This window comes from Arthrobacter sp. NPDC080073, assembly GCF_040686575.1.
GTDB lineage: Bacteria > Actinomycetota > Actinomycetes > Actinomycetales > Micrococcaceae > Arthrobacter.
Map to the genome: position 1 here is coordinate 65,235 of NZ_JBFBKR010000014.1, position 15,221 is coordinate 80,455.

Here is a 15,221-nt window from a genome sequence, read left to right on the forward strand (position 1 = left end):
GCCGGGTCCGCCAAGTGCTAGTCAGCCTCGATGTCGTCGGCGTCGTCGTCGTTCTCTTGTCCGCCGCCGGAGGCGGCGAGGTCCTCACCGGAGGGGCCGCCGTCGTCGTCCGCGTCGAGGGGGACGCCGGCTTCCTCCGCCAATTCTCCGGCTTCGGTAGCCTCGTCCTCCGGACGGACGCGCTTTGCCCACGGCACCCATTCAGGGGCGAGGATGGAGTCCTCCGACGGCAGCAGGCCAAGCTCGCTGACCGTGACCACTTTCGAGCGCGAGTTGCGGGTCACGACCGCGTACCACTGCCAACCGCCGTAGCCGGGCAGCCTTGATTCGAACAGGTGCGTGACGACGCGTTCGCCTTCGGAGCGCGCGGCAATATGCGCTCCGATCTCACCCGGCTTGGCAATGGTTTCCACCGCGTTCCGGGCGACGTCGACGGCGGCGGCCAGGAAAGCGTCCGGCTTGCCGACGCGCCACACAGGAAGGCCGGTGCGGGGTTTCGCCATTGCCGGCTTCCGCTCAGCACCGGGACCAGCCGTTCCAGCAGCGGCATCATCTCCGGCCACTTCAGGACTGGCTTCAGCGGATTCCGATGTCATGGCAGGTTTAGGCTTCCAGCTCGTCGGCAACCTTGCGCAGGGCTGCGGCGATGGCCTTGCCCTTGGCGCCTTCAGGGTACTTGCCGGCGGACAACGTGCCGGAGAGGTTGTCCAGGACAGAGACGAGATCCTGGACTACCGGAGCGAGCTCGCGGGCGTTCATGCGCTTGGCTTTGGCGATGGATGGCAACTTGTCTAGCACGCGGAGGCCCAGCGCCTGGGCACCCCGGCGACCGTCGGCGACGCCGAACTCAACCCGGGTGCCTGCCTTGAGATCCGCTACGCCTTCGGGCAGTGCGGATTTGGGCAGGAACACTTCCTGGCCGTCCTCTGCCGCGAGGAATCCGAAGCCTTTTTCCTTGTCATACCACTTGACCTTGCCGGTGGGCACGTAATCAACCTTCTTCGTTCTGACTTGCGAGACACAGCCGGCGCGCCACCGCATCCGCAGGATACTGCGGGAATAGGGGTAACTGCCTGACCGTGTTGGTCTATTGCTTCAAGGTTATCCTGCCCGGCCACGGATTCTCGCTTTGAGACCCCGCAGGCAGGTCCCGCCGCCTTTTGTCCGCAACGAGACTGCACCCTGGCCTGCAACAGGAGATGCGGCCCGGGACTGTTAGCGTTGCTTCCATGATTCTCCGCGACTTCCGCCGCCCGCTCACGATCGCCGCCGCCGTCGTCGCAGTCCTTTCCCTGGCGGCCGTAGCGGCCGTCATGGCCGTCGCTTTCGCCAACGGCGTGGCACCGGTCTGGGTCACGTCCGCCGCTCTCTACGGGCTCCCGCTCGCCTTCATTTTGATGGCCACGTTGGTGGTTGACTCTGTCCGGGCACGGCGTCGCCAATGAGCAGCCGGAAAGCCCGACGGCGGACCCGGCTGGCGGTAACGTTGAACTGATGTCCCTTATTCGCGCGCTCAGCAAGGAACTGGAAGCGCGCAGCGATGACTCGCTGCGGGCCCTGTTTGCCGCGCGGCCCGACCTCATCTCCCCCGTGGTCCCGGACTTTGCCGCACTCGCGGCGCGGGCAAGTGCGCGGGTCAGCGTGCAGCGCGCCTTGGAACGGCTCAACAAACCGGAGATGCAGGTACTGGAGACCCTCCACCTGTGCACCAACACCGACACTGGCCACAGCGTCTCCGCGGCAGGACTGAAGAAGTGCATCAACGGCGCCACCCTTGCCGCGCTCGAGCCGATCCTTAACAAGCTCCAGGAACTGGCCCTCATCCACCGCGCCGATCCGCCGGCCACGGTGCACAATCCAGGCCGGCAGCGTTTCTACTTGCCGGTGGGCAGCCTCAAGGACGTCATCGGCATCTACCCGGCCGGCTTGGGCCGTAGCTACACCGAACTGGTACGGCTGCAACCGGCCTTCGCCCAGCGCGTGGTGCATCTCGTTGCCGAACTCCACCAGAGTGGGGCCAATATCCTGCCCGCCACGACACCGATGGACGCGGCGCTGGCGCTGCAACGTTGGACATCGACACCGGAAAACCTCCAACACATCCTGTCCGAGGCACCTGCACGGACGCGTCCCCTTTTGAACAAGTTCGGCAGCTGGGCCATGGGCGCCGTTCCCCAAGCCCAGCGCAAGGCTTCCGTGCTCCATGAAGGCCGCGACGTCGGTCCCGTGGACTGGCTCTTGGCCCGCGCTTTGCTTGTTCCCCTGGACGCCGGCCACGTTGAACTCCCGCACAGCGTCGGCCTGTCCCTGCGCGGGGGCGCGATCGTGGACCACTTCACGTTGAAGCCTCCCGTGCCGGAGCTGGGCCAAACGAGTGCTGCCTTGCGCCGGAATGCCGCCATGGGGGCCATCGCCGAAGTGCTCCGCCTGGTGGGTGACCTCCTGTACGCGGTCCGCGAGCAGCCGGTGGTTACCCTGCGCAGCGGAGGGGTCGGCGTGCGTGAACTCAAACGCCTGGCCGACAGCCTCCGCCTGGGACTGTCCGAGACCGCCCTGATCCTCGAGCTCAGTGCCTTGTCCGGATTGCTGCGCCTCGACGTGGATAGTTCCACCTGGGTGCAGCCGCCGTCGGTGGAATGGCTCACTCTTCCCCGCCAGGAGCAGTGGCTCTGGCTGGTCAACGCCTGGCTCGCCAGCGAGCGCGCTCCTTCCCTCGTGGGACAAACCCTCTCCGGACCTGCCACGACGGCACCGCGATCCGGTTCTCCGGCAGGTTCCATCAATGCCTTGTCCGCCGAGGCCCAGCGCCCTGACGCCCCGTTGGTCCGCAAACGGATCCTGGAGATCCTCGAGGAGCTCACCCTCGAGGCGGAAGCACCGGACGGCAAGGCGCCGGTACTCGATGCCGAGGCCGTCATGGAACGCGCGGAATGGGCCCAGCCCCGGATGTCCCGGCGGTTCAGCTCCCTTGTCCGCGGCATCCTGCACGAAGCCGAACTCCTGGGGCTCATGGGCTCGGGCGCCCTGACCCAGCTTGGTTCTGCGATTGCCACCGAACAGCCCGAGCTGGCGCTCAGCATCCTCGGCGAACACTTGCCCGCAGCGGTCAACCATGTCCTGCTCCAGGCCGACCTGACCGCCGTCGCCCCCGGGTACCTGGCGCCTGAACTCAGCGAAAAACTGCTCTTGCTCGCCGACGCCGAAGGCCAGGGTCCGGCCACGATCTTCCGCTTCTCCGCAGATTCGATCCGGCGCGCGTTGGACGCCGGCCAGGACGCGGAAACCATCCTCACGTTCCTGCGCACCCACTCCGCCACCGACGTTCCCCAACCGCTCCGCTACTTGATCAAGGACATCGCGTCGAGGCACGGCCGGCTGCGCGTCGCCAGCAGCCCCAGTTTCATCCAAAGCGACGATGAGGCCGCCATCGCCGAGCTCGTCCGGGAGCCGGGAGCCGCAAGCCTGGGACTCGTCCGGATCGCCCCCACAGTACTGACCTCTACGGCGAGCCCCCGGGAGACCGCGAGGGTGCTGCGCGAGCTGGGACTCTCGCCTGCCGTGCAGGAGGCGGAGACCGCCGTCGTGCGCTATAAAAGGCCGACGGCGGTGGCCGGTGGCGTCCGCCCCGTCTACACGGCGCCCCGCACCGCTCCGCCGGACGACGACGTCGACGCCCAGCTCGCGGTGCTGAGGCACCATCGCGCGGTCCACGGCGAAGTGACCGGCGAGGCGGCAACGCAACTGGGCCTCGAAACCCTGCAGAGGGCCATCCGGCTGAAGCAAGCGGTCACCATGAACGTGGTGGACGGCTTGGGGAATTCCAATACCGAAACGGTTGTTCCGGTATCAGTGTCCGGAGGGCGCGTCAGGGTGTTCGACGCCGCCAGGGATACCGAAAGAGTCCTGTCCATCCATCGCATCATCGATGTGGAGCCCGCGGGCGAGCCGCGCAAGTGAGGAAGCAATAGTGAGCGACGGTCCGCTGATCGTACAGAGCGACAAAACCATCCTGCTGGAAGTCGACCACGAGCTCGCCACCGAGGCGCGGCATGCGATCGCGGCGTTCGCCGAGCTCGAACGCGCCCCTGAACACGTCCACAGCTACCGGCTCACCCCCTTGGGCCTATGGAATGCGCGCGCCGCAGGACTGGACGCCGAAAAAGTCCTCGACACGCTCCTGCGCTACTCCAGGTTCCCGGTGCCGCACTCGTTGCTGATCGACATCGAAGAGACGATGTCCCGCTACGGCCGCTTGCGCCTCGAAAAGGACCCGCAGCACGGATTGGTCATGCGCACCACCGACTATCCCGTCCTCGAGGAAGTCATCCGGGCCAAGAAAATCGCGCCCTTGCTCGGGCCGCGGATCGACGGCGAAACCGTGGTGGTGCACTCCTCCCAGCGTGGACAGCTCAAGCAGTTGTTGCTCAAGCTCGGCTGGCCGGCCGAGGACCTCGCCGGCTATGTGGACGGCACTCCACACCTGATCGCCCTGAACGAGGACGGCTGGCACCTGCGGCCATACCAGAAGCTTGCCACGGAGAACTTCTGGGCGGGCGGCAGCGGCGTCGTCGTGCTGCCCTGTGGTGCGGGCAAGACCCTGGTGGGTGCCGCAGCCATGGCTACCAGCTCCACCACCACGCTGATCCTGGTCACCAACACTGTCGCGGCCCGGCAATGGAAAGACGAGCTCCTGAAGCGGACGTCGCTGACGGAGCAGGAGATCGGCGAGTACTCGGGCGCGGTCAAGGAGGTACGGCCAGTCACGATCGCCACCTACCAGGTCCTGACCACGAAACGCGGAGGCCTGTACCCGCACCTGGAACTCGTGGACGGCCACGACTGGGGACTCATCATCTACGACGAGGTCCATCTCCTGCCGGCTCCGATCTTCCGGATGACCGCGGACCTCCAGGCGCGGCGCCGTCTGGGACTCACTGCGACGCTCGTGCGTGAGGATGGTCGCGAGGGTGAGGTCTTCAGTTTGATCGGCCCCAAGCGCTACGACGCACCGTGGAAAGACATCGAAGCCCAGGGCTACATCGCGCCCGCCGACTGCGTCGAAGTCCGGGTGGACCTGCCCCGGGACGAGCGCGTCGCCTACGCGATGGCTGAGGATGCCGACAAGTACCGGCTCTGCGCGACGTCGGAGACCAAGACCCACTTGGTGGACCAGCTCGTGGCCCTGCACCAGGGCGAGCAGCTGCTGGTGATCGGCCAGTACATCGACCAGTTGGATGAGATCGGCGAGCGCTTGGACGCTCCGGTGATCAAGGGCGATACCACTGTGAAGGTGCGGCAGAAGCTGTTCGATGCCTTCCGCGCCGGGGACATCAAGACCCTTGTGGTGTCCAAAGTGGCCAACTTCTCGATCGATCTGCCCGAGGCCTCCGTGGCGATCCAGGTATCCGGGTCTTTCGGTTCCCGCCAGGAAGAGGCTCAACGTTTGGGGCGCTTGCTTCGCCCCAAGCAGGACGGCCGTGCTGCACGCTTCTACTCCTTGGTGGCCCGGGACACCCTCGACCAGGACTTTGCCGCCAAACGGCAGCGCTTCCTCGCCGAACAGGGCTACGCCTACCGGATCATGGACGCCAAGGACGTACCCGCCGGGTAGGGCTAGGCAACCAGCTGTTGTGCGCGCTCCGGCTGCTGCGCTGCTTGCAGCACGACGACGTCGACGACGGCCCAGGAGTCCCCGTCCTTGAGCTGCGCATCGGCGAAGCGTTCGGCGGCAAGGCGGTCGCTGAACTCCTCGTGCTCGATGCGTCCGGAGAGCGTATCCAGGTAGCTGACATGGAATTCGACGTTTTGAGTTTCGACGTGTGATTCTTGTTTGTTTTCCATGGCTCAAGTGTGAATCGGGGCTCTGACAATTTAGGACTGGGCACGCGGCGTGTTGGCTTTTAGCCGCGAACGTTGCCTCGGGGCCGCCTGTTCAGGGCCTCCGCAGCACTTCCGCGGCGGTGCTCCGGACCGCCTCGGTCACGGCGTCCAGGATCCGCGACGGTGTCCGCCACCGTTGCCAGTACAGGGGCACGTCCAGCGGCTGCTCGGGCGCGAGCTCCACCAAGTGCCCATCGGCTATGTCCCTGCCGCATTGCGGTTCAGGCAGCAGTCCCCACCCGAGCCCCAAGCGGATGGCCTCGGCAAACTCCTGGCTGGAGGGAACATAGTGCCGCGGCCCTGCCGGTTCCGTCCCACGCCCGGCACCGCCCAGGAGTTCCAGGAAACGGTGCTGGTACTCATCCTTGCGGTCGAAGTCCACGGCCGGAGCCGCGCGCAGCGAGGCGACATCGACGCCGTCGGGAAGCCACCGCGCCCTGAATTCCGCAGTGGTGACGGCACGGTACCGCATGCTCCCCAGCGGCTCCACCCGGCAGCCCTGCACCGGCTCGGGAGTCGCGGTCACGGCGGCCATCACCGTCCCGGCGCGCAGCATGGACGTTGAATACTGCTCGTCGTCCCGGTGAAGATCAAAGACGGCGTTCAGCTCCGCGGGGATCCTGGTAAGGGCCTTGAGGAACCAGACGGACAAGGAATCCGCGTTGACCACGATCGGAACCGAGACCATCGGCGATTCGCCCGGCAGGCCCAGTTCCAGTTCGGCGTCGGCCTCCAACTGGGCGAGCTGCCGCGCCAGCCTTAGCACCACGTGTCCCGACTCCGTGGCCTGCACTGGATTGCTGCGCTGCAGCAATACCCTGCCGGACGCTTGTTCAAGCGCCTTGAGGCGTTGGGAGACCGCCGACGGCGTGATGTTCAGTGATCGGGCAGCGGCGTCGAGCGTACCTTCCGTGAGCACGGCGGCGAAGGTGTGCAACTGTTCAGAAGAGAATCTCGCCATAAGGGAATCTTACGATGCCTAAGAATATTTAGCTGGACTAATGTTGAAGCCAAAACCTAGCCTCGAAGTATGAACTCCCCCGATGTCTTCCACGCTGCAGGCCTGGGCCTCGGCACAGGCCTTGCCCTCATTGTTGCCATAGGTGCCCAAAATGCCTTCGTCCTCCGGCAAGGAATCCGCGGCGAACATGTCGGAGCCATCGTTGCCGTGTGCGCCATCTCGGACGCCGTCCTCATCGCGGCCGGAGTGCTCGGGACAGGCGCCCTGCTCACCGCGGTGCCTGCCGCCGTCGTCGTTCTCCGTTATGTCGGTGCCGCCTTCCTGGTCACGTACGGGGTGATGGCCGCACGGCGGATCCTCAAACCGCAATCGCTCGTATCCGCGGAGCCCGGGTCCCCGGGCGCCGGTCGAAGCGGATTGGCGGCAGCGCTGGCAACTGTCACGGCACTGACCTGGCTCAACCCCCACGTCTACCTGGACACCGTATTGCTCCTGGGATCCGTGGCGAACGCGCAAGGGCCCGGGCTGCAGTGGTGGTTCGGCGCCGGAGCCATGCTGGGCAGTATTCTGTGGTTCTGTTCACTCGGGTTCGGCGCGAAACTGCTCCGTGGTTTCTTTGCGCGCCCTGCGTCCTGGCGGGTCCTCGACGGCGGGATTGCCGTCACCATGGTGGGACTCGGCGTCGGGCTGGCACTCGGCAGCTAACGCGGTCTACAACCACCACCCCGATAATTCTCACAACAAGCATCCAGTCAACTCCCAGAAACTGGGAGCATCATGAATGGTATGAAAAAGAACGGCCCCGAAGCCAAGCTCCTCGTCGTCGACGACGAACCCAACATCCGTGAGCTGCTCTCCACCTCGCTGCGTTTTGCCGGCTTTGAGGTCGTTGCGGCGTCGAACGGCCGCGAAGCGCTCGCTGCCGCCGATCTTCACGCCCCGGACCTCGCGGTCCTGGACGTCATGCTCCCCGATATGGATGGGTTCACTGTCACCCGCCGCCTTCGGGCCTCCGGAAAGCACTTCCCTGTCCTGTTCCTGACTGCCAAGGATGACACGGAAGACAAGGTCACCGGCCTGACCGTGGGCGGCGACGACTACGTCACCAAGCCCTTCAGCCTGGACGAAGTGGTGGCGCGGATCCGCGCCGTGCTGCGCCGCACGCAGCCGATGGAAGACGACGACGCGGTCATCCGCGTGGATGACCTGGAGCTCGACGACGACGCGCACGAGGTCCGCCGCGGCGGCACCATCATCGAGCTCTCGCCCACCGAGTTCAAGCTGCTGCGATACCTCATGCTGAATCCGAACCGGGTGCTTTCCAAGGCGCAGATCCTGGACCACGTTTGGGAATACGACTTCAACGGCGACGCCTCGATCGTGGAGTCCTACATCTCCTACCTCCGGCGCAAAGTGGATATTGACCCGGATGCCACTGCCTTGATCCAGACCAAGCGCGGCGTCGGTTACGTACTGCGGACGGCCGAGAAGCGCTGACCTTGTTCAACCGTTGGAAGTCGGCCTCCCTCAGGTCGCAGCTGGTCGCCATCATCATGGGGCTGCTGCTCCTTGCCTTGGCCGCCACGGGCGCCGGGACGCTGACGCTCGTCAAGAGCTACCTCCAGGGGCAAGTGGATGACAAGCTCAAGGCTGCCGTCCAGACCGCCCAGCAGCAGCAATCCTTTGCCAACCTGTCAGAGGCGAGCCCTGCCGTGCCTACGGACTATTCCCTGACGCTTTACGTCCAGGGACAGCCGCCCTATCCGTTCGGCGGCAGCAAGACCGATCGGCCGAACATCGCCAGCATCAGCCCGATTGAGGCCAAGGACCGCAACTACGCACCCTTCCAAGTGGGTGGCACTGCCGGCGGCAATTGGCGTGTGGTGGCGGTCAACGTCGTGGACAACCGGACCGGGCAAAACGCGGTGGTGATCGTAGGGTTGCCCCTCTCCCCCGTTGACAGAGTCATGGAACACGCCACCCTCGTAGTGGTCGGCGTCGGACTCCTGACCCTGGTGCTCGCGTTCTTCATCGCCACGTGGACTGTTGCACGTTCCTTCCGCCCCCTCGCGCGCGTCGAAAAGACGGCGGCCGCTATCGCTGCCGGTGATCTTTCACGCCGCGTCGAGGTCGAGAACCCGGTCACCGAAGTCGGCCGCTTGGGGGCGTCCCTCAACGCGATGCTCGCCCATATCGAGTCGTCCTTCGCGGCCCGTGCGGCCTCCGAGGCCAGGATGCGGCGATTCGCCGCCGACGCCTCCCACGAGCTGCGCACCCCCTTGGTCACCATCCGCGGCTTCTCCGAGCTTTACCGCCACGGCGCACTTGCCACGCCGGAAGACGTGGGCACCGCCATGGGCAGGATCGAGAGCGAGGCCAAACGGATGGGTTCCATGGTGGAGGACCTGCTGTTGCTCGCCCGCCTGGACGAACAACGGCCGTTGCAGCTCAAGCCGGTGGATCTGCACCTGCTGGCGAACGACGCCGTCGTGGACTCACTCGCGACTTCCGGCGAGCGGAAGATTTCGCTCACGGGGCTCGACGGTGGAGCGGCAGCGGCTGCCCCGGTCCACGGTGATGAGGCCAAGCTTCGGCAGGTGCTCGGAAACCTGGTGGGCAACGCCCTGAGATACACGCCCGAAGGAACACCGATCGAGCTCGCCGTCGGAGTGCGGAACACTCCCTCCGGTCCGATGTCCGTTCTCGAGGTGCGGGACCACGGCAGCGGCATTCCGGCTGAGGAACTGCCCCGGATCTTCGAGCGCTTCTACAGGGCGGACACTTCGAGAACGCGGGAGACCGGCGGCAGCGGGCTCGGCCTCGCGATTGTCGCGGCAATTGTGGGATCCCACGGCGGCACCGTCAGGGTCGAAGAGACCGACGGCGGCGGGGCCACCCTGGTTGTCAGCCTCCCCTTCCAGGACGACATGTCCGAGGTGCCTGAAGATGCCGGTGTTGCCGAGGCGGAAGTCTCCGACTAATAGTTTTCCACGCTGGGCGTCTTGATGTAGCGAGTTGTCCACATACGGAGATTCGGCTCTGCCTGGGCCATGTGAGGGCTTCTAGGCTCGTTGTGTGGACCACAAGCCAACCGCACGTGCGGACCCCCTTTAGTCGAAAGGCCACGCCCTATGAGCGTTATCTCCGTCGATACCGAATTGCTCCAGCTCAAGTCCGCCAACGTCAAAGCCACCGTGGATCGCATCAGCGCCGACGTCCAAGCGATGAAACGTGGCCTGGACGAACTCCAAGCCACCTGGAAGGGATCAGCGGCCAACAATTTCCAGGCCCTCGTCTCCGAGTGGACGTTGACCCAGAACAAGGTGGAGGCCTCGCTTGCATCCATCAACCTGGCCCTGTCCTACGCCGCGGCAAGCTACCTCCAGGCCGAGCAAGGCAACACCCAGCGGTTCAGCTACTAGGAACTGAGGCTGGGAGATCCCGGCGGGCGGCTAATCTGCTCGCCGGGATCCAGTTGTATTTCAAGGTTGCTTTCCGCCGCTACTTTTCCGGCGTCGACTGGTGGAAGCGCAACCGCCAGCGGCCGTCCTCCAGCAACCAGATCGAACTCCGCAATGCCGAGCCGGTCCGCCCGTAACTTCTGTAGTTGATCAGCATGGTGTTGCTGGAGATGCGCTCTGCGGAAATCATCTCTACCTCCGCGGTTTCGCCTGGATCGCCCTCCAACGCCATCATGAGCTCGTCGCGGGACCAGACACGTCCGGAGCTGCCAATCTCTGTGAAGTCCGGGTGGAGCAGGATCCCCGTACGCCCAAGGTCTCCCCTGACGTCGGGCCTCAGGAGCTCCTTCTCAAGAAGAATGACCGTTTCCTCGTCCGAACGCCCGCCGGGCTGGCCAAGGACCGCTTCTTCGTCGTCGCCGGCGAACAAAGTGGGCTCGATGAACGTCTCCGCCTCCGTGGACGCCGTCGGCGCGTTCGGCAAGGACGACCCGCTCAAGAGGTCCTCACCGCCGAACAACGTGAGGTCTTCATCCAGGGCATCAGCGTCGTCGTGGTCGTCGTCGAAAAGCGAGGGCGCCTCCACAGGCGCTGTCCTGACTGACGACGTGCGGACTGACGGGGTTCGGGGCAAGGATCGTGCAGCTTCCCCAGCTCCCGGATAGCCCGGACCGGCAGGAGCGGCCGTTCCTTGCTGGAACGCCGTGGCGACCGCACGGGCGCGATCGTCGGCAGCCTCGTTGAGCTCGTGCCCAGCGTGACCCCTGACCCACTCGAACGTGTACTTTCGGCCGACAATGGCCTCATCGATGTCCTTGAGGAGATCGACGTTCAAGACGGGCTTTCCGTCGGCTTTGCGCCAACCCTTGCGCTTCCATCCCGGCATCCACTTGGTGATGCAATTGATGACGTACTGGCTGTCGCAGAGAATCTTCAGCTCTTCATCGGGAACGTGTGCCGTGGACCGGAAGAGGTCAAGCACCGCCATGAGCTCGCCCTGGTTGTTGGTTCCGTGCGGCCAGCCGCCGGCCCTCCAGCAAGAGTCGTTCACGTACCAGGCCCAACCGGCGGGCCCGGGGTTGCCGAGGGCAGAACCATCGGCGGCAGCAATAATTGTCATGGTTTCCATCCTGCCAGACCACCCCGACACTCCCGGACCGCGATGCGGCGAGCGAGCGTCGGGGCAAAACCCGACATAGGTGAGCGAGCGTCGGGGCAAAACCCGATATAGGTGAGCGAGCGTCGGGGCAAAACCCGATATAGGTGAGCGAGCGTCGTTAAACGGCGACGACGGCCCCCACCTGAAGCGGGGACCGTCGTCGTGCGTGTGGCTGGTGAGCCGGCGCGGGGGCTTAGAAGCCGCCCATGCCGCCCATGTCGTCGCCGCCACCCATGGCCGGAGCGTTCTTCTCCGGCTTGTCGGCAACAACGGCCTCGGTGGTCAGGAACAGACCAGCGATGGAGGCAGCGTTCTGGAGAGCCGAGCGGGTGACCTTTACGGGGTCGTTGACGCCGGCAGCCAGCAGGTCCTCGTAAACGCCGGTTGCGGCGTTCAGGCCGTGACCCGACGGCAGGCCGCGGACCTTGTCGATGACAACGCCCGGCTCGAGGCCAGCGTTGTGAGCGATCTGCTTGAGCGGAGCGTCGATGGCAACGCGGACGATGTTGGCGCCCGTTGCTTCGTCGCCTTCGAGCTGCAGGTTGGCGAATGCCTTCGCGCCAGCCTGGATGAGGGCAACGCCACCACCGGCGACGATGCCTTCTTCAACGGCAGCCTTGGCGTTGCGGACAGCGTCCTCAATGCGGTGCTTGCGCTCCTTGAGCTCCACCTCGGTTGCGGCACCGGCCTTGATGACTGCAACGCCGCCGGCCAGCTTGGCCAGGCGCTCCTGCAGCTTCTCGCGGTCGTAGTCGGAGTCGGAGTTCTCGATCTCGGCACGGATCTGTGCAACACGGCCGGCGATGGCGTCGGCGTCGCCGGCACCTTCGACGATGGTGGTCTCGTCCTTGGTGACAACAACCTTGCGGGCGTTGCCGAGCAGTTCGAGGGTTGCGTTCTCGAGGCTGAGGCCGACCTCCGAGGAGATGACCTGGCCACCGGTGAGGATAGCGATGTCGGCGAGCTGTGCCTTGCGGCGGTCACCGAAGCCCGGAGCCTTGACGGCGACGGACTTGAAGGTGCCACGGATCTTGTTGACGATGAGGGTAGCCAGGGCCTCGCCCTCGATGTCTTCGGCGATGATCAGCAGCGGCTTGTTGGACTGCATGACCTTCTCCAGGACCGCAACGAGTTCCTTCACGTTGGAGATCTTGGAGTTGACAATCAGGATGTACGGGTCTTCGAGGACCGTTTCCTGGCGCTCTGCGTCGGTGACGAAGTACGCGGAGATGTAACCCTTGTCGAAGCGCATGCCTTCGGTGAGTTCAAGCTCCAGGCCGAAGGTGTTGGACTCCTCGACCGTGATGACGCCTTCCTTGCCGACCTTGTCCAGGGCTTCAGCAATGAGGTTACCGATTTCGGTGTCGCCGGCAGAGATGGAAGCCGTGGCTGCGATCTCTTCCTTGGTCTCGATCTCCTTGGCGGAGGCGAGCAGCTCGGTGATAACGGCTTCAACAGCCTTCTCGATGCCGCGCTTGAGGGACAGCGGGTCGGCGCCGGCAGCTACGTTGCGCAGGCCTTCCTTGACGAGGGCCTGGGCAAGCACGGTGGCGGTGGTGGTGCCGTCGCCAGCGACGTCGTCGGTCTTCTTGGCAACTTCCTTGACCAGCTCGGCGCCGATCTTCTCGTAAGGATCGTCCAGCTCGATCTCCTTGGCGATGGAAACACCATCGTTGGTGATCGTGGGAGCGCCCCACTTCTTTTCGAGGACGACATTGCGTCCACGCGGGCCGAGGGTGACCTTGACGGCGTCGGCGAGGGTGTTCAGACCCCGCTCGAGACCGCGGCGCGCCTCTTCATCAAATGCAATGATCTTGGCCATAACGGCGGTAGTCCTTTCGGGACAGTCGTTAAGAAGGTGCCTTCACTGCGGTGCCCGCGACGGACGATCCTTCACATTCGGCCTCTGTACGCCGCCTGCTCCGGATCTCACCCCAGCAAGGTTTTCTTTGTTCTCCCAGGCACCCACTGCTTCCATACGACCGGAGCCGTGTGAAGAATTAGCAGTCAGTGCTTGAGAGTGCTAATCAATAATTAGCACTCACCCGAGGAGAGTGCAAGCAGCAAGCGCAGGAAAGTGCTCGCCACGCCGAGCGAATTCGCTCCAGGCACAAGCCGATCACGGAGTCCGTGAAGCAGTCTCCTTGCCACTCACCCGCGCAGTGTTGTCGGCTCCGTAGGTGAAGACCATGTAATTGGACGAGGTAACGTCGCCGTTGGCGTCGAACCCGATGGTGCCGGACTCGCCGTCGTAATCCGGGAGCCTGGCCCCCTTCAGCAGCTCGAGGCAATCCTTGTATGACGCACAGGAGGTGCGCTCTTTCGTTGCCGCATCGCCCGACGCCGGGCGCGTCCCGCCGGACACCGTGGTGAGCCAGGCCGCGATCGAGCTACCGGCGTCGTCGCCCGCCGCTGCGGCCGCAAGCGACGCGAGGGTAACGGCGTCGTACGTTTCGGCGGCATACGTCGTGTCCTTGAGTTGGGGGTCGATCCCGGTCAGCCCGGCCTGGAACTCCGCACTCGGGAAGACACCTGGAAGAATTCCGCGTGCGCCGTCGAGGCCACCGGCACCGAGCGCTGTTCCGTATTGGCGGATGGCGCCGTCACTCAGGATCAGGCTCTTGCCGCTCAACCCCGCGTTCAGCAGCTCGGCCAGGGCGCCTTGGGCACCGTCACGGGCCACCACGACGACGGCGTCCGGCGTGCCCGACTTGATGCCCGCCGCCGCGGGAGCTGCTTTGCCCGGCGTGAATTCCGCGTTGGACACGGCGTTCATTCCAAGGCTGCGGGCGGCGTCCATGACCGCTCCGGAGACGCGCGTACCGTAGTCCCCGGCTTCGTGGAGGACGGAAATCCTCGTGGCACCGGCGTCGTGGGCCAGCTTCGCCAAGACGCTGCCCTGCGCGGCATCAGCGGCCGAGGTCCGGAAGTAGAAGCCACCGTTTTTGTAGCTGCTCAGCCCCGACGCCGTGTTTGCGGGCGAGATGAGCGGAATCCGGGCTGGAGACAACACATCGATGGCTGCGGGAGCGTGGCTGGAATCCGTCGGCCCCACAACGACGTCGGCGTGGGCCGACAGCAGCGCCTTGGCTTGTGCCGCGGCATCGGCAGTGAAGGCCGCCGCCCTGGCCCCTTGGCTAGCGCCGCTGCCTTCGCCGGCGGCCGATGACGGAAGCAACTCGACAGGGTGGCCCTTGAATCCGCCTGCGTCGTTGATCTGCTTGACAGCCAGCTTGGCCGCCGCAAGCTCGGACTCATTGAGGAATGCGGAGCTACCGGTATTGTCCAGAATCACGCCGATGCGCAGGACGCCGTCGCCGCTCGTGGTAACGGAGCTGAGCCTGGCGTTGCCGATGGGGGCCGAACATCCGGCCAGTCCGAGGGCCAAGGCTGAAAGGCCTGCAAGAAGGGAAACTACCCGGGACCGGCGTCCTCGAAGGGGCCAGGTTTCAAAAGGCCGGGTTTCAAAAAGCCACGACTGCCCTGTTGCCGCAACACCCACTAGATAAGCCGCACGCTTTCTGCCTGCGGGCCCTTCTGGCCCTCGCCCAGTTCGAAGTCGACCCGTTGTCCTTCTTCGAGAGCACGGAAGCCATCCATCTGGATGGCAGACCAATGCACAAAAATGTCGTCACCGGACTCATCCACGGTGATGAATCCGTAGCCCTTTTCGGCATTGAACCATTTGACGGTTCCCAAAGCCATGATCCCCACACTTTCAGCTAGCAGTGGCCGGCTTCCGGGATCTCCGGGCCGGCTC

At 64.9% G+C, this 15,221-nt stretch carries 15 protein-coding genes; 7 read left to right on the forward strand and 8 right to left on the reverse strand.

Going from position 1 to position 15,221, the window contains the following annotated elements:
- Window positions 1–17: 17 nt before the first annotated feature.
- Window positions 18–596 (reverse strand): DUF3027 domain-containing protein, encoded by a 579-nt coding sequence (locus AB0O52_RS16030; RefSeq protein WP_364539311.1) that lies wholly within the window; start codon window positions 594–596, stop codon window positions 18–20.
- 7 nt (window positions 597–603) lie between these two features.
- Window positions 604–987, reverse strand: a complete 384-nt coding sequence (locus tag AB0O52_RS16035; RefSeq protein ID WP_059388199.1) for a cold-shock protein — start codon at window positions 985–987, stop codon at window positions 604–606.
- 242 nt (window positions 988–1,229) lie between these two features.
- Here AB0O52_RS16035 and AB0O52_RS16040 point away from each other — a divergent pair, with 242 nt between their 5' ends.
- The 3 genes from AB0O52_RS16040 to AB0O52_RS16050 are packed head-to-tail and all read left to right on the forward strand — an operon-like array spanning window position 1,230 to window position 5,611.
- Window positions 1,230–1,445 (forward strand): hypothetical protein, encoded by a 216-nt coding sequence (locus AB0O52_RS16040; RefSeq protein ID WP_364539314.1) that lies wholly within the window; start codon window positions 1,230–1,232, stop codon window positions 1,443–1,445.
- A gap of 49 nt (window positions 1,446–1,494) precedes the next feature.
- Complete coding sequence (locus AB0O52_RS16045; protein ID WP_364539317.1) at window positions 1,495–3,957, forward strand: helicase-associated domain-containing protein; 2,463 nt, start codon at window positions 1,495–1,497, stop codon at window positions 3,955–3,957.
- 10 nt (window positions 3,958–3,967) lie between these two features.
- Window positions 3,968–5,611, forward strand: coding sequence for a DNA repair helicase XPB (locus tag AB0O52_RS16050; RefSeq protein WP_364539320.1), 1,644 nt, complete (start codon window positions 3,968–3,970; stop codon window positions 5,609–5,611).
- 2 nt (window positions 5,612–5,613) lie between these two features.
- Here the strand turns inward: AB0O52_RS16050 and AB0O52_RS16055 are convergent, their stop codons facing one another.
- Entirely contained in the window at window positions 5,614–5,841 is a 228-nt protein-coding gene (locus tag AB0O52_RS16055) for a hypothetical protein (RefSeq protein WP_364539322.1), read from the reverse strand.
- Between the two features lie 91 nt (window positions 5,842–5,932).
- Window positions 5,933–6,841 (reverse strand): LysR family transcriptional regulator ArgP, encoded by a 909-nt coding sequence (locus AB0O52_RS16060; RefSeq protein ID WP_364539324.1) that lies wholly within the window; start codon window positions 6,839–6,841, stop codon window positions 5,933–5,935.
- A 69-nt stretch (window positions 6,842–6,910) separates the two neighbouring features.
- On the opposite strand from AB0O52_RS16060, the gene AB0O52_RS16065 reads away from it, so the two are divergent.
- The 4 genes from AB0O52_RS16065 (at window position 6,911) to AB0O52_RS16080 (ending at window position 10,263) form a co-directional block, all read left to right on the forward strand.
- Window positions 6,911–7,546: a LysE/ArgO family amino acid transporter gene (locus AB0O52_RS16065; protein WP_364539327.1), complete on the forward strand. Its 636-nt coding sequence runs from the start codon at window positions 6,911–6,913 to the stop codon at window positions 7,544–7,546.
- 81 nt (window positions 7,547–7,627) lie between these two features.
- The gene (locus tag AB0O52_RS16070; RefSeq protein WP_364539329.1) at window positions 7,628–8,338 is read left to right on the forward strand and encodes a response regulator transcription factor; all 711 of its coding nucleotides are present in this window, start codon (window positions 7,628–7,630) and stop codon (window positions 8,336–8,338) included.
- A gap of 2 nt (window positions 8,339–8,340) precedes the next feature.
- Complete coding sequence (locus AB0O52_RS16075; RefSeq protein WP_364539331.1) at window positions 8,341–9,822, forward strand: HAMP domain-containing sensor histidine kinase; 1,482 nt, start codon at window positions 8,341–8,343, stop codon at window positions 9,820–9,822.
- A gap of 150 nt (window positions 9,823–9,972) precedes the next feature.
- The gene (locus AB0O52_RS16080; protein WP_364539334.1) at window positions 9,973–10,263 is read left to right on the forward strand and encodes a WXG100 family type VII secretion target; all 291 of its coding nucleotides are present in this window, start codon (window positions 9,973–9,975) and stop codon (window positions 10,261–10,263) included.
- 79 nt (window positions 10,264–10,342) lie between these two features.
- Here the strand turns inward: AB0O52_RS16080 and AB0O52_RS16085 are convergent, their stop codons facing one another.
- The 4 genes from AB0O52_RS16085 to AB0O52_RS16100 all read right to left on the reverse strand — a co-directional run bounded on the left by AB0O52_RS16085 (window position 10,343) and on the right by AB0O52_RS16100 (window position 15,166).
- Window positions 10,343–11,422, reverse strand: coding sequence for a ribonuclease HI family protein (locus tag AB0O52_RS16085; protein WP_364539336.1), 1,080 nt, complete (start codon window positions 11,420–11,422; stop codon window positions 10,343–10,345).
- Between the two features lie 232 nt (window positions 11,423–11,654).
- On the reverse strand, window positions 11,655–13,283 hold the full coding sequence (gene groL / locus AB0O52_RS16090) for a chaperonin GroEL (RefSeq protein WP_364539338.1): 1,629 nt from the start codon (window positions 13,281–13,283) through the stop codon (window positions 11,655–11,657).
- A gap of 297 nt (window positions 13,284–13,580) precedes the next feature.
- Window positions 13,581–14,849, reverse strand: coding sequence for an ABC transporter substrate-binding protein (locus AB0O52_RS16095; protein ID WP_364539341.1), 1,269 nt, complete (start codon window positions 14,847–14,849; stop codon window positions 13,581–13,583).
- A 113-nt stretch (window positions 14,850–14,962) separates the two neighbouring features.
- Window positions 14,963–15,166 carry a cold-shock protein gene (locus AB0O52_RS16100; protein WP_059388209.1) on the reverse strand — a complete coding sequence of 68 codons (204 nt, stop codon included), beginning with the start codon at window positions 15,164–15,166 and terminating at the stop codon, window positions 14,963–14,965.
- Window positions 15,167–15,221 lie beyond the last annotated feature (55 nt).